Raw genomic sequence first — 21,322 nt, forward strand, 5'->3', positions numbered from 1 at the left:
CTTACTGAGGCTGGGGGTTAGCCAGCTTGCCGCACACTCCGCCGATGGAACCCGCGCCCATGGCGATCACCACGTCGCCGTTGCGCGCGATGGTCGTCACCGCGTCGGGCACTTCGTCGATCGTCTCGACGAACACCGGCTCCACCTTGCCCGCGACGCGGATCGCACGCGCGAGCGCCCGGCCGTCGGCGGCCACGATGGGCGCTTCGCCGGCGGCGTAGACATCGGTGAGCACGAGGGCGTCGACCGTCGACAGCACCTTCACGAAATCCTCGAAACAGTCGCGCGTGCGCGTATAGCGATGCGGCTGGAACGCGAGCACGAGACGCCGCCCCGGAAACGCGCCGCGCGCCGCCGCGATCGTCGCGGCCATTTCGACCGGGTGATGACCGTAGTCGTCGATGAGCGTGTACGCGCCTTCGCCGCTCGCCGCGCTCACTTCGCCGTAACGCTGGAAGCGACGGCCTACGCCGTTGAATTCAGCGAGCGCACGCTGGATATCGGCATCCGCGACTTCGAGTTCAGTCGCGATCGCGATTGCCGCGAGCGCGTTCTGCACGTTATGCGTGCCCGGCAGATTCAGCACGATGTCGAGCGACGGCGCGTCTTCACGCAGCGTCGTGAAATGCATGCGGCCGTCGCGCGCCTCGACGTTCACCGCGCGCACTTGCGCTTCCGCGCCGAGACCGTAGCGGATGATCGGCTTCGACACGAACGGCAGGATTTCGCGGACGTTCGGATCGTCGACACATAGCACGGCAATGCCGTAAAACGGCAGCCGATGCGTGAACTCGATGAACGCCTGCTTGAGCCGCGCGAAGTCGTGGCCGTAGGTGTCCATGTGATCGGCGTCGATGTTCGTGATGACTTCGATCACCGGGAAAAGATTCAGGAACGAAGCGTCCGACTCATCGGCTTCAGCGACGATGAAATCGCCCGTGCCGAGACGCGCGTTCGCGCCCGCGCTGTTCAGCCGCCCGCCGATGACGAAGGTCGGATCGAGCCCGCCCGCCGCCAGCACGCTCGCGACGAGCGAAGTCGTCGTCGTCTTGCCGTGCGTGCCGGCGATGGCGATGCCCTGCTTCAGGCGCATGAGTTCCGCGAGCATCACGGCCCGCGGCACGATCGGCACGCGGCGATGCCGCGCCGCGAGCACTTCTGGATTGTCGGGACGCACGGCCGTCGAAACGACCACCGCATTCGCGCCTTCGATGTTCTGCTCGTGATGACCGATCTCGACGCGCGCGCCAAGCGCACGCAGACGCTCGGTGACCGCGCCGTTCGAAAGATCGGATCCGCTCACGTGATAGCCGAGATTGAGCAGCACTTCGGCGATCCCGCTCATGCCCGCGCCGCCGATCCCGACGAAATGTATATGTTTGACGATGTGCTTCATTTAGTGTGCCTCCCGAGCTTGCGCGTCGAAACGCGCGCCGGCCACGTCGGCGCAAATGCTCGCGACTTTTTCGGTCGCGTCCGGTTTCGCCAGCGCGCGCGAGCGCTCGGCCATAGCCGCGAGCGTGTCGCGCGTCTGTACGCGTAACCAGTCGGCGAGCTTTTGCGCCGACAGATCGCGTTGTTGTATCAGTTCAGCCGCGCCGTTCTTCGCGAGGAACGCGCCGTTGGTCGTCTGGTGATCGTCGACGGCGAACGGGAACGGCACGAAGAGCGCCGCCACGCCGACCGCGGCGATTTCCGAGACGGTCATCGCGCCCGACCGGCAGATGACGAGATCCGCCGATGCATACGCGCTCGCCATGTCTTCGATGAACGGCACGAGTTGCAGGTCTTCACCGCGCGTAAGACCCGCAGCCGCGTAGTTCGCTTCCAGTGCTTCGATATGCTTCGCGCCCGCCTGATGCACGATGCGCGGGCGCTCTTCCGATGCGAGCATCGCGAGCGCCTTGGGCACGGTTTCGTTGAGCGCGGCAGCGCCGAGACTGCCTCCGACGACGAGCACGTTCAGGCGTCCCGAACGCGCGGCGTAGCGTTCTTTGGGTGGCAATGCGCTCGTTAGTTCCGCACGGATCGGATTACCGGTCCATTCTGCATTCGGCAGAGCATTGGGAAACGCGACGAGCACGCGCTTTGCGAGATGCGCGAGCACCTTGTTCGCGAGCCCCGCGATGGAGTTCTGTTCGTGCAGCACGAGCGGGCAGCCCGCGAGCTTCGTCATGATGCCCGCCGGAAACGTGATATAGCCGCCCATGCCGAGCACGACGTCCGGCTTCACGCGGCGCAGCGCGGCGAGGCTTTGCGAACATGCGCGCAGCAGATTCACCGGCAACATCAGCTTGGTCTTGATGCCCTTGCCGCGCACGCCGCCGAAGCGCACGTATTCCATCGGAATGCCGTGCTTCGGCACGAGCGTCGCTTCCATGCCGCTCGCATTGCCGAGCCACACGACGCGCCAACCGTGCGCCTGCATCCAGTGCGCGACCGCGAGCCCCGGGAACACGTGGCCCCCGGTGCCGCCCGCCATCACCATCAAGGTGCGGTCGCGTTGCGCGGTCATACTTTTCCTCCGCGCATCAAGACGCGATTTTCGTAATCGACGCGCAGCAACACCGCCAGCGCGACGCAGTTCAGCAAAATGCCCGAGCCGCCGTAGGACACGAGCGGCAGCGTGAGACCCTTGGTCGGCAGAAGACCGAGATTCACGCCCATGTTGATGAACGTCTGCGCGCCGAACCAGATGCCGACGCCCTTCGCCATTAGACCGGCGAACGTGCGATCGAGCGCAAGCGCCTGACGGCCGATCTCGAACGCGCGGCGCACGATCCAGTAGAACAGCAGGATCACGCAGATGACGCCGACGAAACCGAGCTCCTCGCCGATCACCGCGAGAATGAAGTCGGTATGCGCTTCCGGCAGATAGTTCAGCTTCTCGACGCTGCCGCCCAAGCCGACGCCGAACCACTCGCCGCGCCCGAACGCAATCAGCGAGTGCGTCAATTGATACGCCTTGCCTTGCGCGTAACGGTCGTCCCACGGATCGAGGTACGCGAAGATCCGCTCGCGACGCCACGGCGACAGCCACACGAGCATCGTGAACGTGCCCACCGCCGTCAGCACGAGGCCGCCGAACAGCTTGCCGTTGACGCCGCCGAGAAACAGCACGCCCATCGCGATCGCGGCGATCACCATGAACGCGCCCATGTCGGGCTCGAGCAGCAAGAGCGCACCGACCGCGCCGACCGCGACCGCCATCGGCAGAAAGCCCTTGCCGAAGCTGTGCATGAATTCCTGCTTGCGCACGGTGTAGTTCGCAGCGTAGATCGTCACCGCGAGCTTCATGATCTCCGACGGCTGCATGTTCGTGATGCCGAGCGGAATCCAGCGGCGCGCGCCGTTCACGCCTTTGCCGACGTGCGGAATCAGCACGATGATGAGCATCGCCAGCGCGACGAGAAAAAGCTTCGGCGCGTACTTTTCCCACGTCTTGATCGGAATCTTGAACGCGATGGTCGCGCCGACGAGCGCCGTCGTGATCGAAACGAGGTGACGCACGAGGAAGTGATAGTCGCGATAGCTCGCGTACTTGGGCGAATCCGGCATCGCGATCGACGCCGAGTACACCATCACGATGCCCAGGCCGAGCAGCGAGATCATCACCCACAACAGCGAATAGTCGTAGTCGAGCATGCGCGAGCGCGCCGGGCGCACGCCGTTGACCGCGCTCGAAATGCCGCCGCGCGTGCCCGAATTCGAGCGGCCCGCGAGCGAGTCGCCGGGCATGGCGTTGCGCTGTCCGGTGAGTTTCGATCCGAAGCGTTCCGACCAGCTCATAGCATCACTCCCCGCGCGGCGGCGATATCTTCGACCGCGCCGCGAAACACGTCGGCGCGATGTGCGTAGTTCTTGAACATGTCGAGGCTCGCGCACGCGGGCGAAAGCAGCACGGCGTCGCCGGCTTCCGCGATTTTCGCGGCGGCGTTCGTCGCTTCCTCGAGCGTCGCGTGATCCTGCAATTCGACATTCGTCGATGCCAGCGTTTCGCGGATGCGCGCCGCGTCGCGGCCGATCAGCATCACGGCGCGCGCCCAGCGTGCGACCGGCGCTTCGAGCGGCGAAAAGTCCTGGCCCTTGCCGTCGCCGCCGGCGATCAGCACGACGCGTTGCGCGAGGCCGTCGAGCGCGGCGACCGTCGCGCCGACGTTCGTGCCTTTGCTGTCATCGACATAATCGACGCCGTCGATCTGCGCGATCACTTCGACGCGATGCGGCTCGCCGCGATACTCGCGCAAGCCGTGCAAAAGCGCCGCCAGCGGCAGATCGATCGCGCGAGCCAGCGCCAGCGCTGCGAGCGCGTTCGCCGCGTTGTGCAGACCGCGGATGCGCAGCGCGTCGACGGGCATCAGACGCTTGGAAACGAGGTTCGGCTCGGCCTCGTCCTTCTTGCGGCGACGCGAAGTCGCAGTCTCTTCCGACGCGTCCTGATCGATGCCAACGACGAGCCACTGCATGCCGTTATCGCGCAGCAAACCGTAGTCGCCGACATTCAGCGGCTCGTTCAGTCCGAACGTCACGACGCGATGTTGCGCGACGTTCGCCGCGAGCTTCATGACGCGGCTGTCGTCGCGGTTCAGCACGCGCGTCGTGGCCGGGCCGAAGATGCGCCCTTTCGCGGCGGCGTAGGCGTCCAGCCCGCCGTGCCAGTCGAGATGATCCTGCGTGATGTTCAGCACCGCGGCGGCATCCGGTGCGAATGTATGCGCGGTTTCGAGCTGGAAACTCGACAGTTCGAGCACCCAGACATCGGGCAGCGCGGTCTGGTCGATGGCTTCGGTCAGCTTGTCGAGCATCGCCGGGCTGATGTTGCCCGCGACCGCGACCGACTTGCCCGCGCGCTCGCACAAGAGGCCGGTGAGCGCGGTCGTGGTGGTCTTGCCGTTCGTGCCCGTGATCGCGATGACTTTAGGCGCATAGCCGTTCGCGCCGAGTCCGGCGAGCGCCTGCGCGAACAGTTCGAGTTCGCCCCAGACAGAAATGCCGCGTTCTTTCGCTGCAGCGATCAGCGGCGCGAGGTCATCCGCGAGCGGCGACAGCCCCGGGCTGATCGCGACGAGTTCGATGCCGCCATCGAGCAACGCGGGCGTGAACGCGCCGCCGACGAAATCCGCATCGATGTTGTGGATCGCGAGTTCGGAGAGATTCGGCGGCGCTTCGCGCGTGTCGGCGATCCGCAGGCGGCAACCGTGCCTGGCGCACCAGCGCGCCATCGCCAGACCGGATTCACCCAGCCCAAGCACGAGCACCATCGGACTTTGCCGACCGACAAACTTCTCGCCAAACATCGCTTTACCTTTTACCGAAACTTGAATGAATCAACGCAACTTCAACGTCGACAGACCGAACAGGCACAACATCAACGTGATGATCCAGAAGCGCACCACGACTTGCGTCTCGGTCCAGCCGGACAGCTCGTAATGGTGATGCAGCGGCGCCATCTTGAAGAAACGGCGGCCTTCGCCATAACGGCGCTTCGTGAACTTGAACCAGAAGACCTGCAGCATCACGGAAAGCGTTTCCGCGACGAACACGCCGCCCATGATGAACAGCACGACTTCCTGACGAACGATCACCGCGATCGTGCCGAGCGCGCCGCCGAGCGCGAGCGCGCCGACATCGCCCATGAAGACCTGCGCGGGGTGCGTGTTGTACCAGAGAAACGCGAGACCGGCGCCGCCCATTGCGGAACAAAAGATCAAAAGCTCGCCCGCTCCGGGAATGTGCGGGAACAGCAGGTACTTCGAATAGACCGACGAGCCCATCACATACGCGAACGCGCCGAGCGACGCGCCGACCAGCACGACCGGCATGATGACGAGGCCGTCGAGGCCGTCGGTGAGATTCACGGCGTTGCTCGACCCGACGATGACGAAGTAGGTCATCGCGATGAAGCCCCACACGCCGAGCGGATACGTGATCGATTTGAGGAACGGCAGCATCAGGTCGGCGCGCGCGGGCAGGCCCATCGAGAGGCCGCTGCGCACCCACGCCATGAAGAGATCGAACACGCGCGCGTTGTTCGCTTCGGACACGGAAAACGCGAGATACACCGCCGCGAACAGGCCGATCACCGATTGCCAGAAATACTTCTCGCGCGACGACATGCCGCGCGGATCCTTGTGCACGACCTTCCGATAGTCGTCCACCCAGCCGATCACGCCATAGCCGAACGTGACGAGCATCACGATCCACACGAAACGGTTCGTGAGATCGGCCCACAGCAACGTGGAAATGGCAATGCCGATGAGGATCAGCACGCCGCCCATCGTCGGCGTGCCGGACTTCACGAGATGCGTCTGCGGGCCGTCCTTGCGCACGGCCTGGCCGACCTTGAGCAAGGTCAGCTTGCGGATGACCCACGGGCCGCAGACGAGACCGATCAGAAGCGCCGTTGCGGTGGCGCCCACCGCGCGGAACGTGATGTAGGTGAACACGCGCATGAAGCTGGCGTCATTCTGAAGCCATTGCGCGAGTGCGAGTAGCATGCTGGTCCTTCTCTTCAGTGAATCAATGTGCAGCGGGCGCATGGCCCGCTGCGGGTTGTTGTGGACTCGTCAAGGCATCCACCACGCGCTCCATCTTCATGAAGCGCGAGCCTTTCGCGAGATACGTGGCCTTCTTGCCGTAGCCTGCCTGTTCGAGCGCGGTGAGCAGTTCGCGGACATCGGCGAAATGCTGCGCGGTTTGCTTCGATGCGGCCGCGTTGAATGCGTTCACCGAATCGACGCTCGCGGCGCCGAGCGCGAAGAGCGCATCGATGCCGCACTCCGCCGCATACGCGCCGACTTCGCGATGAAACGCCGGACCTTCCTCGCCGACTTCGCCCATGTCGCCCATCACGAGCACGCGGGGCGTTGCCTGCGATGCGAGCACGTCGATCGCGGCGCGCATCGAATCGGGATTCGAGTTGTACGTGTCGTCGATGACGGTCGCGCCGGCGAGCGCGCCGAGCATCGCGCGCTTCACCTGCAAGCGGCCTTTAACCGGCTCGAACGCTTCGAGACCGCGCTTGATGACGTCGAGCGAAACGCCTGCGGCAAGCGCTGCCGCGGTCGCCGCCATTGCGTTGCGCGCGTTGTGTTCGCCGAGCACGTTCAGCGCGATGTCGACCGCGCCCTGCGGCGTTTGCATGTGGACCGTCGTGCCTTCGAGCGTACCGGTGACGGCGGCCTGCGATGCATCGGCGGTCAGCGCGAAATCGATGATCGCGTTGCCGGTCGCGGCCGTGCGCCAGAAGACGGCGTACTGGTCGTCGGCGGGAAACACGGCCGTGCCGGTATCGCCTAGCGCATGAATGACCGATGCGTGCTCGAGCGCGACCGCTTCGACCGTCGCCATGAATTCCTGATGCTCGCGCTGCGCGTTGTTGACGACGGCGACATCCGGCGCGGCGATCTTGCCGAGCACTTCGGTTTCGCCCGGATGATTCATGCCCAGCTCGACGACCGCGAGCTTGTGCGACGCCTTCAGGCGAAACAGCGTGAGCGGCAAGCCGATGTCGTTATTGAAGTTGCCCGCGGTCGCGAGGCGCGCTTCCTCGCCGACCGCAGCCGCGAAGATCGACGCGATCATCTCCTTGACCGTCGTCTTGCCGTTGCTGCCCGTGACCGCGACGAGCGGCATCGTGAAGCGCTTGCGCCAGCCGTGCGCCAACGCACCGAGCGCGGCGCGCGTGTCCTTTACCTTGATGACCGGAAGTGGCCAGGCACCGGAGTTGCTCGGGTCGCGTGACACGAGCGCAGCAGCCGCGCCGCTCTTCGCCACCTGATCGAGGAAATCATGCGCATCGAAGCGATCGCCCTTCACCGCGACGAACAGATCGCCGGCCTGCACGCCGCGACTGTCCGTGACGACGCGCGCGATGGCGATACCCGCATCGCCCTTAAGGACGGCGCCGGGAATCATCGCGGCGGCTTCGCGCAAAGTGAACATCGTCATTCGCCGCCTCCGCGTTGTTGTGTGGCGCGTGCGGCCAGAGCGAGACGCGCGTGATCCTGATCCGAGAACGCGCGCTTCTTGCCCATGATTTCCTGCGTGGCTTCGTGCCCTTTTCCGGCGAGCACGACGACGTCCTCGCGCGCCGCACTTCGTATTGCTTGCAGAATCGCGCTCGCGCGGTCTTCGACGCGGCGCGCCTTCGCGGCTTCGCTCATGCCGGCGGCGATTTGATCGATGATCGCGACGGGATCTTCGCTGCGCGGGTTGTCGCTCGTGATGACGACCTGATCCGCGAGGCGTTCGGCGATTTCGCCCATCAGCGGACGCTTGGTGGCGTCGCGGTCGCCGCCGCAGCCGAACATGCAGACGAGCTCGCCGCCGCGCGCCTCGGCGATCGGGCGCAGCGCGGTGAGGGTCTTGTCGAGCGCGTCGGGCGTGTGCGCGTAGTCGATCACGACGAGCGGCTCGTCGCTCTGAATGCGTCCGCCGAGACGCTCCATGCGGCCGTTGACCGATTCGAGCTTTTCGATGCGCGCGATGGCGGCATCGAACGGCACGCCCACTTCGAGCAGCACGCCGAGCACGGAAAGCAGATTGCTCACGTTGAACGTGCCGAGCGTGCCGACTTCGACATCGGCTTCGCCCCAGTCCGACGACAGATGAAACGCAGTGCCGGTCGCAGTCGCGCGGACTTGCGTTGCGAGCAGGAACGCGTCGGCGCTCGGCGCGGCATCGGCGGGCATCTCGACGCCGTAGGCAATCGTCCGCACCTTGCCGCGCAGCGATTCGATCAGACGCTGACCGGCCGCATCGTCGCGATTGACGATTGCCGTCTTCAGCGACGGCCACGCGAAAAGACGCGCCTTTGCCGCTTCGTACGCCTCGAACGTGCCGTGGTAGTCGAGATGATCCTGCGTGAGATTCGTGAAGATGGCGATATCGAAATCGACGCCGTTCACGCGCCCCTGATGCAGCGCATGCGACGACACTTCCATCGCGACGCCTTCCGCGCCCTGAGCTTTCAATTGCGCAAGATTGCGCTGAAGCTGCGGCGCGTCGGGCGTGGTGAAGCCGCTATGCACCAGTTTGCCCGGCATGCCGATGCCGAGCGTGCCGACGATCGCGCACGGACGGCCGAGCGCGGAGAGCGCAGTCGCGATCCATTGGCTGCACGAAGTCTTGCCGTTCGTGCCCGTCACGCCGACGGTAAGCATCGACGCGGTCGGCTCGCCGTACCACGCGGATGCGATCGGGCCCGCGAGTTCGTTCAGCGCCTTCACGGCGAGCGTCTTCGACGCGTCCGGCTTGCCCGCGAAATTCTCCGGCTGATAGAGCGCCGCAGCCGCGCCTGCGGCGAGCGCGGCGTCGAGATACGGACGGTTGTCCGCGCCGTCGACCGCATAGGCTAGAAACACGTCGCCGCTTTTGAGCGAGCGCGTGTCGGCGTGCAATTGCGCCTCGGGCTGCGCGTGGGCGCGCAGCCATTGAACGGCTTGTGATACGTCCTTTTGCATCTTGCTCTGTCGGGTTTGCGCGCTCATCGCACGACTCCCGGGTGCGTCTTCGTATTGCTCGACACCGCGAATTTCTTCGCGGTATTCGCGTTGTTCGTATTCGCCGGCTGCTTGGCGGCCGCTTGCGTGGCGGAGTTCGGATCGTCCGTCACGACCATTTGCTTCACTGGCATATCGGGCGGCACGTTCAGCGCGCGCAAGGTATCGCCGACGATGCCCGAGAACACCGGACCCGACACCTGACCGCCGAAGTGGCTGCCGACCGTCGGTTCATCCACCGATACGGCCACGACGATGCGCGGATTCGGCATCGGCGCCATGCCGACGAACGATGCCCGGTACTTCGAATGGTCGTAGCCGTGGCCCGCATGCTTGTACGCCGTGCCCGATTTGCCGCCGACGCGATAGCCGGCCACCGCCGCATCCGGCGACGTGCCGCCCTTCGACACGACGGTTTCGAGCATCGCACGCACTTCGCGCGCGGTAGTCGGCGAAAACACTTGCTGACCGAGCGGCGGCTGATCGCCCGCCGTGCGGAAAATCGAGACCGGCAGGATCTTGCCGTCGTTCGCGATGGCCGTGTACGCGCGCCCGAGCTGGAACAGCGACACGGACAGGCCGTAGCCGTACGACATCGTCGCCTGCTCGATGCGTCGCCAGCTCTTCCACGGGCGCAGACGCCCGGTCACGGCGCCCGGAAAACCGACTTTCGGCGCCTGACCGAGCCCGATGCTCGTGTACATGTTCCACATTTCCTCGGGACGCAATTGCATCGCAATTTTGGTCGCGCCGATATTGCTCGACTTCTGAATCACGCCGCCGACGGTGAGCGTGCCGAAGCCAGAATCGTCCGTAATGCGGGCGCCGTCGAGCACGAACACGCCGCCGCCCGTTTCGACGAGCGTATTCGGCGTCACCCGATGCAGATCGAGCGCGAGCGAAACGGTGAACGGCTTCATGATCGAGCCCGGCTCGAAGGTGTCCGTGAGAATGCGGTTGCGCAACTGCTCGCCGGTCATCCGCGAACGATCGTTCGGGTTGTACGTGGGATAGTTGACGAGCGCGAGCACTTCGCCCGTCTTCACGTCGATGACCATTGCCGCGCCGGCCTTCGCCTTCGTCTTCTCGACGGCGGCCTTCAGGTTCGTGTACGCGATGTACTGAATCTTGCTGTCGATCGAAAGTTCGACGTCCGCGCCGTTGTGCGGCACGACTTGCTCGTCGACGTCCTCGACGATATGGCCCATGCGGTCCTTGATGACGCGGCGCATGCCCGGCGTGCCGGCGAGGACGTTCTGGTCGCCGAGTTCGACGCCTTCCTGTCCCTTGTCTTCAATGTTAGTAAAGCCGATCAGGTGCGCGGTGATTTCGCCTTCCGGATAGAAGCGCTTGTATTCGCCGCGCGAATAGATGCCGGGAATGTCGAGCGCGGCGACCTTCTGCGCGACTTCGAGCGGCACCTGGCGCTTCACATAGACGAAGGTCTTGTCCATCGAGAGCTTCGCGCGAAGCTCTTTTTCCGGCATTTCGAGAAGTTTGGACAATTGCGCGAATTTGTCCGCGCCGAGATCGTTCGGCACGGCTTCGGGAATCGCCCAGATGGCCTTCACCGGCAAACTCGTTGCGAGCACGAGGCCGTTACGGTCGCGAATCTGCCCGCGCGTCGCAGGCATTTCGAGCGTGCGCTGATAGCGGCTTTCGCCCTGTTTCTTGAAGAACGCGTTGCCCGGGCCCTGAATCCAGAACGCGCGCCCGGCCAGCGCGACGAACGCCATGAATAGCAGGAACACGACGAGCTTCGAGCGCCACATGGGCAGGCGCACGGCGAGAAGCGCATTCGGCGTGTGAGCGATGTCTTTCTGCTTCGCGGACTTTTTCATCGCTTGGCTCCGCGTGCAGGCGGCGCCGACGCCGGCAGCGGCGGCGGCATGGGTGCGTCGGCGGCCTTGTTGGCGGCCGTGTCGTAGGTGAGATATTGCGTTCGGCCGGTCGTCACGGGCTGCATTTTCAGTGAGTTGGTGGCCAACTGCTCGATGCGCGATGTCTTCGACAACGCGCTCTGCTGGTACTGCAACTGCGCGTAATCCTGTTGCAGTTGACGCTCTTGCGATTGCGCCCTTTGCAAGTCGATGAAAATCTCCCGCTGCTGATTGGTGGAGCTGACGACCGACAGCGCGCACCCGAGCACGATGATGAGCAGGAAGATATTGAGGCGATTCATGGCGCGATCCGCTCGGCGATACGCATCACCGCGGAACGGGCGCGCGGGTTATCGGCGACTTCGGCATCACTCGGAAACACGCGGCCGACCACGCGCAGCGGCGGGCTGGGAAGATCGACCGCGCGGATCGGCAAACGACGGTCCACCGCCGGCGCGCTCGCGTGCGCCTGCATGAACCGCTTGACGATCCGGTCTTCGAGTGAATGAAAGCTGATCACGACCAGCCGCCCCCCTTGCTCCAACAATGCCAATGCCGATTCGAGTACTACCTGCAGCTCCGCAAGCTCTTGATTGACGTGAATCCGTATAGCCTGAAAGGTGCGAGTTGCCGGGTCCTTGCCCTTTTCACGGGTTTTGACGACGTGACCCACGATTTCGGCAAGCTCGCGCGTGCTGTCGAGAGGCCCAAGACGGTCGGACTCTGCCCGGCGAGCAACAAGCGCCTTTGCAATCTGAAAAGCAAACCGTTCTTCCCCATAATCTCTGATGACCTCCGTGATTTCCTGCACCGTGGCACGCGCGAGCCACTCTGCCGCCGACTCGCCCCGAGTCGGGTCCATCCTCATGTCGAGCGGACCTTCTGCGCGGAAGCTGAAGCCGCGCTCCGGGTCGTCCACCTGCGGCGACGACACGCCAAGGTCCAGCAACACGCCCGACACCCGCCCTACTCCGCGCTCGCTCGCCGCGTCGCGCAACGCCGCGAAGCTGTCGTGCACGATCGAAAAGCGCGAATCCTGAATCTGTTGCGCCGTGGCGATCGCGAGAGGATCCTTGTCGAAGGCGATCAGCCGCCCCGCGTCACCCAGTCGCTGCAAAATCGCTCGGCTATGACCGCCGCGCCCGAAAGTGCCATCTATATAGATGCCGTCCGCGCGCGTGAGCAGCCCGTCTACCGCTTCCTTCAGCAGCACCGTGCGATGCTGCAGTTCATTTCCCATCGCAGGAGCCATGTTGTTCAGCGCCGCGTCAGAAAGTGAAGTTTTTCAGCGCGTCGGGCATGCCCTGCGCCATGGCCGCAGCTTCCTTCGCCGCGTAAGTCTGCGAGTCCCACAACTCGAAGTGCGCGCCCATGCCGAGCAGCGTCACTTCTTTTTCCAGCGACGCGGCAGCGCGCAGCTCGGGCGAGACCAGCACGCGCCCGTTGCCGTCGAGTTCGACATCCATTGCATTACCGAGAAAGATGCGCCGCCACCACATGGCTTCCATCGGAAGCGCGGCGACCTTGGCGCGGAAGACTTCCCACTCCGGGCGGGGAAAGAGCAACAGGCATCCATCCGGGCTCTTCGTGAGCGTCACCCGGCCTTCTGCCTGCCCTTGCAGCGCTTCCCGATAGCGCGACGGAACCGACATCCGCCCTTTCGCATCGAGCGTCAGCGCCGACGCCCCTTGGAACACTCGCCCTTCTCCCCGTTTTCGGACGCCCACCACGACGCCCGTCCCTCTCCAGTTTTGCTCGAAAATGGGTTGTGAATCACACAAAAGACCACTTTCTCACACTGTCTCCCACTTTAGAGGAACGCATTTCCTCGGTCAAGACGCGCACCTTTTTTTCGAGTGCTTTTTATTTGCTAGAACAAGGACTTAGCGCAGGAGCTTGAAGTAACGGCAAAAGAGAAAACCGTTATGAATTAGAGAGCTAGTGCGGGATGTGAAGGTAGTACGTGAAAAGAGCAGGCGAAATGAGGGAAATGTAACGGTTCTTACAGCCGTTTTTTGATTCGATGATGAGTTTCGGCGGCGAATGCCTCGCTCGACCCGGCAAGCGAGCGAACGAGGCTTTGTCACACTATATGTAATAGGCCGTGCGCGTCATGACTTTGGAAGCTGCGCGCATCAACGCGCGCACCGGAAACGGAACCTCGCTCCCACCAGCGCCGATGGCTGCTGCGGCGTGCGCGCTTTCATCGAGACGCATTTGCTCGACGATCGCGCGGGATGCGTGATCGTTGACGGGCAAGGTCTTCATGTGGCCATCGAGATGCTGCTCGACCTGACGCTCGGTTTCGGCCATGAAGCCGAGACTCGCGCGATCGCCGAAGCGCCCCGCGACGAAACCGATCGCCAGCGCACCCGCGTACCACAACGGGTTCAGCAGGCTCGGCCGCGATTCCAGATCTTTGAGCCGCGTCGATGTCCACGCGAGATGGTCTTCCTCTTCACGCGCCGCTCGCTCGAAACTGGCCTTGAGCTCGGGCGAGCTTGTGGCGAGCTTCTGCGCCTGATAAAGCGCTTGCGCGCAGACTTCGCCAACGTGATTCACGCGCATCAGTCCGGCCGAATGGGCGCGTTCCTCTTCGGTGAGTTGCGATTGTTCCGAGAGGACATCGCCGGTCGCGTCCAGAGGCGACATCGTCGATTCAGGAATCGGACGCGACATGCGGCTCACGCCCGTCATGGACCGCAAGCCTCGATCGAATTCGCTGATGACTTCATCGAGCGTCATGGTGTCACCTCTCTCTTCATGGTCCGCAGACGGAGCGGACGCTCGCGGAAAACACGAATTTTAGCGCACATCGACTGGCGCCGAAGGGGCGCGGGCTTGCCGGATACCGCGTTCAGCGGCCACGGAGCATGTGCGATTTCTCCGGATTACAGGTTCGAAGTCTGATCGCGAATATGGCACCAACCTGACACCGTCGACCGCCCGATCGCCCCTTATGAAGCACCTGTTTTGGTAATTAGGGCAAACACGGGTCGCAAATATCCTGCAAAACCAACATTTTAGCGCCTGTTGCGTAAACGTCACATGAGTCCGGCGGACCAGCCCCTTTTCCTTTGTCCGTTAAAGCCTCTTTGTTACATTACGTGTCACCTTCGTTAAGAAGCAGGCAGGGACCGTCAACACACTGGCGCTAAGAACAGTGACCTTGCCAAAAGTCGCAAACACTCCTTGGAGATTCAATCAATGAAAAAGTCGCTTCTCGCTCTCGCCGCACTGGGCGCATTCGCAGGCGCCGCACATGCGCAGAGCAGTGTGACGCTGTACGGCATCATCGACGCTGGCTTCGCGTACAACAACAACAGCAACGGCCAAAAGCTGTACTCCATGAACAGCGGCAACCTGCAAGGTAGCCGTTGGGGCCTGCGCGGCACGGAAGACCTCGGTGGCGGTCTGAAGGCCATCTTCGTGTTGGAAGGCGGCTTCAACGTGTTCAACGGCCAGCTGGGCCAAGGCGGCGACCTGTTCGGCCGCCAGGCTTATGTCGGTCTGGGCTCGACGCAATTCGGTACGGTCACGCTGGGTCGCCAGTACGACTCCGTGGTTGACTACACCGGCGCATTCGAAGTCGGTAGCCAGTGGGCGTCGTACTTCGGCGCGCACCCGGGCGACCTGGACAACATGAACAACTCGAATCGCGTGAACAACGCGATCAAGTACACGAGCGCGAACTACGCCGGCTTCACGTTCGGCGGCCTGTACAGCCTCGGCGGCCAAGCTGGCCAGTTCAACCGCAACCAGATCTGGTCGGTTGGTCTCGGCTACTCGCAGGGTCCGCTGCAATTGGGCGCGGGCTACTTGAACGTCAAGGACCCGAACTACTCGTTCTTCGGCAACAACGCCACGAGCCGCAACGCTGCCACGACGCCTACGGCTTCGAACATGTCGAGCCGCGTGTACTCGGGCTTCGCATCGGCCAAGACGCAGCAAGTCATCTCGGCTGGCGGTGCTTACACGTTCGGCGCAGCGACCATCGGCGCGACGTATAGCAACACGCAGTTCAAGGACGTCAACAACGAAGCAGGCGCTGGCCTGAACCCGGCTGGCTACACGGGCGGCTCGGGCAAGTTCCATAACGCCGAAATCAACTTCAAGTATCAGCTGACCCCGGCCCTGCTGCTGGGCGTGGCATATGACTACACGAAGGGTTACGGCCTGGCCGATGCCAAGTACCACCAAGGCATGCTCGGCGCGGACTACTTCCTGTCGAAGCGCACGGACGTGTACATCGACGGTATCTACCAGCACGCAAGCGGCACGGATTCGTTGAACCGCCCTGCGGTTGCGAACATCAACGGCCTGTCGGCGTCGTCGACGTCGAACCAGGTTGCCGCTGTTGTCGGTATCCGCCACAAGTTCTAATAAGGTCGTAACAAAGCAGTACGCACTGAAAGGCGCCTTCGGGCGCCTTTTTTTCGTTCCGCTGCGGGCAACAAAAAAGCCTTCGCATCTCGCGACACGAAGGCTTTTCGCTTTGGACGACGCAGCCGCTACGCGCGGCCGTCGCGCAATTCGCGCCGCAAGATCTTGCCGACATTGCTCTTCGGCAACTCGTTGCGGAACTCGATCGTGCGCGGACGCTTGTAGCCGGTCAGCCGTTCCCTGCAGTACGCGATGACATCCGCTTCCGTCAGGCTCGCATCCTTGCGCACGATGAAGAGCTTCACCGCTTCGCCCGACGCCTGATCCTTCACGCCCACAGCGGCAACTTCGAACACGCCGGGCAGCATCGCGACAACATCTTCAATCTCGTTCGGATACACGTTGAAGCCGGAGACGAGAATCATGTCCTTCTTGCGATCGACGATCTTCACGTAGCCGCGCTCATCGAGCACGCCGACGTCGCCTGAGCGGAAGAAGCCGTCGGGGGTCATCACCTTCGCGGTTTCGTCGGGACGATTCCAGTAGCCCGCCATCACCTGCGGGCCGCGAATGCAGATCTCGCCGGGCTGGCCGAGCGGCACTTCGTTGTTGTCGTCGTCGCGGATGGAGATTTCCGTGGACGGAAGCGGCAAGCCGATCGTGCCCGTGTATTCGGTCGCCGTCACCGGATTGCAGGTCACGCACGGCGAGGTTTCGGACAAGCCGTAACCCTCGACGATCGGCACGCCGGTCGCCGCGAACCAGCGCTTCGCGACGGCTTCCTGCACGGCCATCCCGCCGCCGTTCGCAGCGATGAGCTTCGAGAAATCGAGCTTGTTGAAGTCTGGATGATTCAACAACGCGTTGTAGAGCGTGTTGACGGCCGGGAATGTGTTGATGGGAACGCCCTTCAGTTCCTTGATGGTTCCGGCGATATCTCGCGGGTTCGGTATCAGCACGCCAAGGCCGCCGGTACGGATCGTGAGCATGCCGCAGACCGTCAGCGCGAAGATGTGATAAAGCGGCAGCGCGACCACGCAAACGAACTGATCGATGTCGGGACGGCGCTTGCGGGCCGGGTCGAGCCACACTTCTGACTGCAGCGTGTTCGCGATCAGATTGCGATGCGTGAGCGTCGCGCCTTTCGCGACGCCCGTCGTGCCGCCGGTGTACTGCAGGAACGCGACGTCATCGGGACTTTGGGTGACCGGCTGGAGCGTGCCGCGGCCGCCTTCGCTCAGCGCGTCATTGAATCGGACGCTGCCAGGCAGTTTCCACTCTGGCACCATCTTCTTCACGCTGCGCACGACGAAGTTGACGAGCACCCCTTTCAAACCCATGAGATCGCCCATCGCCGCGACGACGATATGTTTGATCGCCGTGTTCTTGACGACCGCCTGCAACGTGCCGGCGAAATTCTCCAAAATGACGATTGCTTCCGCGCCGCTGTCCTTGAGCTGATGCTCGAGTTCGCGCGGCGTGTAAAGCGGATTCACATTGACGACAATGTAACCCGCGCGCAATACCGCCGCGATCGCGATCGGATACTGCAGCACGTTCGGCATCATCAGCGCGACGCGCGCGCCCGGCTTCATTCCTCGCTTCTGGAACCACGCGGCCAGCTTTCTCGACATCGCGTCGAGTTCGGCGTACGTGATCGCCTGGCCCATGCACACGAACGCGCGGCGATCGCGATTCGCGCGAAAGCTGTCCTCGAGCAGCTCCGAAACGGACCGATACGCGGATGGATCGATCTCCGCAGGCACGCCGGCCGGGTAAGACTTCAGCCAGGGTTTCTCCATACGGCGTCTCCTTTATATGATTTTAGAATGATCGTGCGGAAACGAGATCCTAGCTTTTCGGCCGGTCTCCGACAATCGGGTTAGACGCCTTCCACCAAACCCGTCCGAGTCCGCCGCTCCGAAGCTTGTCAATGCATTGGCTCCACTTCCACCAGGCAGTCGTAAAACGTCGCCGAGCCCCCGAGGTCGGTCAGCGCCTGACTCGTCACCTGATTGGCGTTGCGGCCATCGGGAGACAACTTCTTCCACCAGATCGACAAGCCGACGACGACGCCTTCGCGCGCGCGTTCCGTCACGCGCGCGCGGGCCTGCATCGAACCGCGATCGTTGAAGATGCGCACGACTGCGCCATCGGCGATGGCGCGCGCTTGCGCGTCGGCGGGGTGAATATCGAGATGCGGTTCGCGCTCCGCCGCCCGCAGACTTTCGATGTTCACGAAACTGCTGTTCAGGAAGTTGCGCGCGGGCGGCGAAATCATCGCGAGCGGATAGCGGGCCGCCAGATCCGGCGATCCGTCCGCGGACTCGTACGGCGGCAGGTAATCGGGCAACGGATCGAGACCTTCGCGTTTCAGGCGCTCGCTGTAGAACTCGCATTTTCCCGACGGGGTGCGGAACCCGCCTTCGGCCAGCGGCGCTTCCGCGATTCCGAGCTTCAGCCAGCCGGACGCCTTCAACGTGTCCCAGCTCTGACCTTCGAGCGTCGGGTCGTTCCAGCGGAATGCCTTCGATGCGATCTGCTCGTCGGTCTCGAAAAGCGCCGGCTCGGTAAGGCCCAGGGCGCGTGCGAGTCCGCGGAATATTTCAGTGTTCGGGCGCGCTTCGCCGACGGGTGGAATCGCCGGCAGATTCGCCATTACGTGCGTGTGCCCGTAGGACTTGTGGACGTCGAGATGCTCGAGCTGCGTCGTCGCGGGAAAGACGAGGTCCGCGTAATCGGCGGTATCTGTCTGGAAGTGTTCGAGCACGATCGTGAACAGATCCTCGCGCGCGAAGCCCGCCTCGACTTTCGCCGAATCGGGCGCGACCGCAACGGGATTCGAGTTGTAGACGATCAGCGCTTCGATCTTCGGCCCGAATGCTTCGTCGCCCGGATGCAGCAACGCGTCGCCGATCGCGTTCATGTTGATCGCGCGCGGAAGCTTCGAGGGCCAGCCCGGCAGCAAATCGGGACGCTCGAGCGCGGCGCCGTCGATCGGCGCCCAGCCGGACGACGAAAGCAGCAGGCCTCCGGCGCGCTCGCGCCACGCGCCAGTCAACGACGGCAAGCAAGCAATCGCCCGCACGGCATTGCCGCCACCGCGCACGCGCTGCATGCCGTAATTGAGGCGAATTGCGGCCTTCTTCGTCGATCCGAAAGCACGGGCGAGTTCGATAACGACCTTTTCGTCGATGCCGCAGATCTGCGCCACGCGCGAAGCCGGATACTGCGCCGCGCGCGCCGCAAGTTCATCGAAGCCGACGGTATGCGCGCTCACATACTCGTGATCGATGAAATTCTCGCGGATCAACACGTCGATCATGCCGAGCGCGAGCGCGGCGTCGGTGCCCGGGCGCAACGCGATGTGCTGATGGCACTTCTCCGCCGTGAGCGACTTGTACGGATCGATCGCGATCAGCTTCGCGCCACGACGCTTTGCCTCCTGCGCGCGCGTCCAGAAGTGCAGGCTCGACGCGATCGGATTCGCGCCCCAGATCAGAATCAGCTCGCTCTCTTCGTAATACTCCGAATGCATTCCGAGGCTCGCGCCGTACGTGTAACGCAGGCCGGCGGCGCCCGCGGCCGCACAAATCGTGCGTTCGAGTCGCGATGCGCCAAGCACGTTGAAGAATCGGGCAGCGACGCTTTCGCCTTGCACCAGGCCCATCGTGCCCGCGTAGCTGTATGGAACGATGGCTTCAGGCGCGCGCCGGGCGATAGGCTGCAGGCGTTCGGCGGCGAGTCGCAATGCTTCGTCCCAGCCGATCGGCTCAAATCGGCCCTCGCCCTTTTTGCCGATTCGACGCAACGGAGTCAGAAGACGATCCTTGTGATGCGTACGCTCGGCATAGCGCGTGACCTTTGTGCACAACACACCTTGCGTCGGTGGATGATCAGGTTCGCCGCTGACTTTGACCGCTTTTCCATCCTTGACCGTTACGCGCATCGCGCAAGTATCGGGGCAATCGTGCGGGCACACGGCTCGGGCAAACTCGGCTGGAGCGTTCATCGGAAAGTCCGTAAATCGAAGTAAAAGCGGCAGATGACGGAATTCTATTACGGCCGCTATGCGATCGACCGTCCGATGGCGCAAATAGCGGCGGCGTAGAATGGAACGACCAGGCGCGGTCAATACGCGCAATCCGAATTCAAACGTGAGAGCAGTTCAAATGAATCTGATCCCAGAAATCGAAGCATCGCACGACGAGATCAAGACGCTCCGACGAACGATCCATGCCCATCCCGAATTGCGCTATGAAGAGATTGGCACTGCAAAACTGGTTGCCGAGAGCCTCGAAAGTTGGGGAATTCAAGTGCATCGGGGATTGGGCAAGACAGGCGTCGTCGGCGTGTTGAAGCGCGGCGCCGGCAGCGCCTCGATCGCGCTGCGCGCGGATATGGACGCGCTGCCCATTCAGGAATTGAACACTTTCGGACATCGATCGACGAACGACGGCCGTATGCATGCCTGCGGCCACGATGGTCATACGGCGATGCTGCTCGGCGCGGCGAAATATCTGGCCAGGCACGGCAAATTCGATGGGACGGTCGTCTTCATCTTCCAACCGGCTGAGGAAGGCGGCGCGGGCGCGAAGGCCATGATCGAAGATGGTCTTTTCAAGCGGTTTCCGGTCGATGCGGTGTTCGGCATTCACAACTGGCCTGGCATTCCGGCGGGGCATTTCGGTGTCGTCGAAGGGCCGATCATGGCTTCGAGCAACGAGTTTCGCATCGCCATTCGAGGAACCGGTTCGCACGCGGCCTTGCCACATAACGGGCGCGATCCCGTTTTTACGGCGGTTCAGATCGCGAACGGGCTTCAGAGCATCATCACGCGAAGCAAGAAGCCGATCGATACGGCCGTGCTTTCGATTACCCAGATTCACGCTGGCCAGGCTGCCAATGTGGTGCCCGATCAGGCTTGGCTCGGAGGAACTGTGCGTACTTTTACGGTGGAGACGCTCGATCTGATCGAGGCGCGCATGCGCAAAATCGCCGATGCAACCGCAGCGGCCTACGACTGCGAGGTGGAAATTCATTTCCACAGAAACTATCCGCCGACGATCAATTCGCCTGAAGAGGCAAGATTCGCGGCGGAAGTTATGGCAGAAGTGGTGGGCAAGGATAAGGTCGATAGCGCCGTCGAGCCGACGATGGGCGCCGAGGACTTTTCGTTCATGCTTCTCGAAAAGCCCGGATGTTATGCGTTTCTAGGTAACGGCGACGGCGGGCACCGGGAGCAAGGACACGGCGCGGGGCCGTGCATGTTGCACAACGCCAGCTACGACTTTAATGATGATTTGTTATCGATCGGATCGTCGTACTGGGTAAGACTGGCGGAGAAATTCCTCGCCCGTTGATGGTCGCCGTTACGCTTCTGCTGGCCTAATTGCGATTTAGATTTTCACGCCCCAACGCAAAAACCCCACCTTTTGGGGTGGGGTTTTTGTTTGGAGCATGAGGAGCCTGACGATTACCTACTTTCACACGGGTATCCGCACTATCATCGGCGTGGAGTCGTTTCACGGTCCTGTTCGGGATGGGAAGGGGTGG

At 63.0% G+C, this 21,322-nt stretch carries 16 protein-coding genes; 2 read left to right on the top strand and 14 right to left on the bottom strand.

The window, feature by feature from the left end; all coding sequences use genetic code 11:
• Position 1 precedes the first annotated feature (1 nt).
• The 12 genes from murC to coq7 all read right to left on the bottom strand — a co-directional run bounded on the left by murC (position 2) and on the right by coq7 (position 14,128).
• The gene (murC, locus tag QCE49_RS11330; protein WP_034471448.1) at positions 2-1,396 is read right to left on the bottom strand and encodes a UDP-N-acetylmuramate--L-alanine ligase; all 1,395 of its coding nucleotides are present in this window, start codon (positions 1,394-1,396) and stop codon (positions 2-4) included.
• The gene (murG, locus tag QCE49_RS11335; RefSeq protein WP_175982743.1) at positions 1,397-2,515 is read right to left on the bottom strand and encodes an undecaprenyldiphospho-muramoylpentapeptide beta-N-acetylglucosaminyltransferase; all 1,119 of its coding nucleotides are present in this window, start codon (positions 2,513-2,515) and stop codon (positions 1,397-1,399) included.
• On the bottom strand, positions 2,512-3,789 hold the full coding sequence (gene ftsW, locus QCE49_RS11340; RefSeq protein WP_008342990.1) for a putative lipid II flippase FtsW: 1,278 nt from the start codon (positions 3,787-3,789) through the stop codon (positions 2,512-2,514). Before ftsW ends, murG begins: the two co-directional genes overlap by 4 nt.
• A complete protein-coding gene (gene murD / locus QCE49_RS11345) occupies positions 3,786-5,297 on the bottom strand; it encodes a UDP-N-acetylmuramoyl-L-alanine--D-glutamate ligase (protein WP_250458948.1) in 1,512 nt (503 codons plus the stop codon). Before murD ends, ftsW begins: the two co-directional genes overlap by 4 nt.
• A 30-nt stretch (positions 5,298-5,327) precedes the next feature.
• Positions 5,328-6,497 carry a phospho-N-acetylmuramoyl-pentapeptide-transferase gene (gene mraY, locus QCE49_RS11350; RefSeq protein ID WP_008342993.1) on the bottom strand — a complete coding sequence of 390 codons (1,170 nt, stop codon included), beginning with the start codon at positions 6,495-6,497 and terminating at the stop codon, positions 5,328-5,330.
• A gap of 22 nt (positions 6,498-6,519) precedes the next feature.
• Positions 6,520-7,950, bottom strand: a complete 1,431-nt coding sequence (gene murF, locus QCE49_RS11355) for a UDP-N-acetylmuramoyl-tripeptide--D-alanyl-D-alanine ligase (protein ID WP_250458936.1) — start codon at positions 7,948-7,950, stop codon at positions 6,520-6,522.
• On the bottom strand, positions 7,947-9,491 hold the full coding sequence (locus QCE49_RS11360; protein ID WP_244807651.1) for a UDP-N-acetylmuramoyl-L-alanyl-D-glutamate--2,6-diaminopimelate ligase: 1,545 nt from the start codon (positions 9,489-9,491) through the stop codon (positions 7,947-7,949). Before QCE49_RS11360 ends, murF begins: the two co-directional genes overlap by 4 nt.
• Positions 9,488-11,344, bottom strand: coding sequence for a penicillin-binding protein 2 (locus QCE49_RS11365; RefSeq protein ID WP_250458934.1), 1,857 nt, complete (start codon positions 11,342-11,344; stop codon positions 9,488-9,490). Before QCE49_RS11365 ends, QCE49_RS11360 begins: the two co-directional genes overlap by 4 nt.
• The gene (gene ftsL / locus QCE49_RS11370) at positions 11,341-11,685 is read right to left on the bottom strand and encodes a cell division protein FtsL (RefSeq protein WP_008342999.1); all 345 of its coding nucleotides are present in this window, start codon (positions 11,683-11,685) and stop codon (positions 11,341-11,343) included. The genes QCE49_RS11365 and ftsL overlap by 4 nt, the downstream gene beginning before the upstream one ends.
• On the bottom strand, positions 11,682-12,623 hold the full coding sequence (rsmH, locus tag QCE49_RS11375; protein ID WP_008343001.1) for a 16S rRNA (cytosine(1402)-N(4))-methyltransferase RsmH: 942 nt from the start codon (positions 12,621-12,623) through the stop codon (positions 11,682-11,684). The genes ftsL and rsmH overlap by 4 nt, the downstream gene beginning before the upstream one ends.
• 28 nt (positions 12,624-12,651) lie before the next feature.
• On the bottom strand, positions 12,652-13,080 hold the full coding sequence (mraZ, locus tag QCE49_RS11380; RefSeq protein WP_008343002.1) for a division/cell wall cluster transcriptional repressor MraZ: 429 nt from the start codon (positions 13,078-13,080) through the stop codon (positions 12,652-12,654).
• 391 nt (positions 13,081-13,471) lie between these two features.
• A complete protein-coding gene (gene coq7 / locus QCE49_RS11385; protein WP_034471434.1) occupies positions 13,472-14,128 on the bottom strand; it encodes a 2-polyprenyl-3-methyl-6-methoxy-1,4-benzoquinone monooxygenase in 657 nt (218 codons plus the stop codon).
• Positions 14,129-14,590: 462 nt separating this feature from the next.
• Here coq7 and QCE49_RS11390 point away from each other — a divergent pair, with 462 nt between their 5' ends.
• A complete protein-coding gene (locus QCE49_RS11390) occupies positions 14,591-15,766 on the top strand; it encodes a porin (protein WP_008343007.1) in 1,176 nt (391 codons plus the stop codon).
• Positions 15,767-15,894: 128 nt separating this feature from the next.
• On the opposite strand, the gene QCE49_RS11395 is transcribed toward QCE49_RS11390, so the two are convergent.
• Both QCE49_RS11395 and QCE49_RS11400 read right to left on the bottom strand, forming a co-directional pair.
• Positions 15,895-17,568, bottom strand: coding sequence for a long-chain fatty acid--CoA ligase (locus QCE49_RS11395; RefSeq protein ID WP_250458932.1), 1,674 nt, complete (start codon positions 17,566-17,568; stop codon positions 15,895-15,897).
• A gap of 128 nt (positions 17,569-17,696) precedes the next feature.
• A complete protein-coding gene (locus QCE49_RS11400; RefSeq protein ID WP_309805963.1) occupies positions 17,697-19,778 on the bottom strand; it encodes a molybdopterin oxidoreductase family protein in 2,082 nt (693 codons plus the stop codon).
• A gap of 160 nt (positions 19,779-19,938) precedes the next feature.
• Between QCE49_RS11400 and QCE49_RS11405 the strand changes: the two genes are divergently transcribed.
• Positions 19,939-21,129 carry a M20 aminoacylase family protein gene (locus QCE49_RS11405; RefSeq protein WP_250460774.1) on the top strand — a complete coding sequence of 397 codons (1,191 nt, stop codon included), beginning with the start codon at positions 19,939-19,941 and terminating at the stop codon, positions 21,127-21,129.
• Positions 21,130-21,322 lie beyond the last annotated feature (193 nt).

Origin of the sequence: Caballeronia sp. LZ008, assembly GCF_031451435.1 — a bacterium.
Classification (GTDB): domain Bacteria; phylum Pseudomonadota; class Gammaproteobacteria; order Burkholderiales; family Burkholderiaceae; genus Caballeronia; species Caballeronia zhejiangensis.

Bases quoted from the DNA above. Each gene is read 5' to 3' on its own strand.
- murC (WP_034471448.1), bottom strand. From the start codon at position 1,396: ATGAAGCACATCGTCAAACATATACATTTCGTCGGGATCGGCGGCGCG.
- murG (WP_175982743.1), bottom strand. From the start codon at position 2,515: ATGACCGCGCAACGCGACCGCACCTTGATGGTGATGGCGGGCGGCACC.
- ftsW (WP_008342990.1), bottom strand. From the start codon at position 3,789: ATGAGCTGGTCGGAACGCTTCGGATCGAAACTCACCGGACAGCGCAAC.
- murD (WP_250458948.1), bottom strand. From the start codon at position 5,297: ATGTTTGGCGAGAAGTTTGTCGGTCGGCAAAGTCCGATGGTGCTCGTG.
- mraY (WP_008342993.1), bottom strand. From the start codon at position 6,497: ATGCTACTCGCACTCGCGCAATGGCTTCAGAATGACGCCAGCTTCATG.
- murF (WP_250458936.1), bottom strand. From the start codon at position 7,950: ATGACGATGTTCACTTTGCGCGAAGCCGCCGCGATGATTCCCGGCGCC.
- QCE49_RS11360 (WP_244807651.1), bottom strand. From the start codon at position 9,491: ATGAGCGCGCAAACCCGACAGAGCAAGATGCAAAAGGACGTATCACAA.
- QCE49_RS11365 (WP_250458934.1), bottom strand. From the start codon at position 11,344: ATGAAAAAGTCCGCGAAGCAGAAAGACATCGCTCACACGCCGAATGCG.
- ftsL (WP_008342999.1), bottom strand. From the start codon at position 11,685: ATGAATCGCCTCAATATCTTCCTGCTCATCATCGTGCTCGGGTGCGCG.
- rsmH (WP_008343001.1), bottom strand. From the start codon at position 12,623: ATGGGAAATGAACTGCAGCATCGCACGGTGCTGCTGAAGGAAGCGGTA.
- coq7 (WP_034471434.1), bottom strand. From the start codon at position 14,128: ATGACGCTCGATGAAGTCATCAGCGAATTCGATCGAGGCTTGCGGTCC.
- QCE49_RS11390 (WP_008343007.1), top strand. From the start codon at position 14,591: ATGAAAAAGTCGCTTCTCGCTCTCGCCGCACTGGGCGCATTCGCAGGC.
- QCE49_RS11395 (WP_250458932.1), bottom strand. From the start codon at position 17,568: ATGGAGAAACCCTGGCTGAAGTCTTACCCGGCCGGCGTGCCTGCGGAG.
- QCE49_RS11400 (WP_309805963.1), bottom strand. From the start codon at position 19,778: ATGAACGCTCCAGCCGAGTTTGCCCGAGCCGTGTGCCCGCACGATTGC.
- QCE49_RS11405 (WP_250460774.1), top strand. From the start codon at position 19,939: ATGAATCTGATCCCAGAAATCGAAGCATCGCACGACGAGATCAAGACG.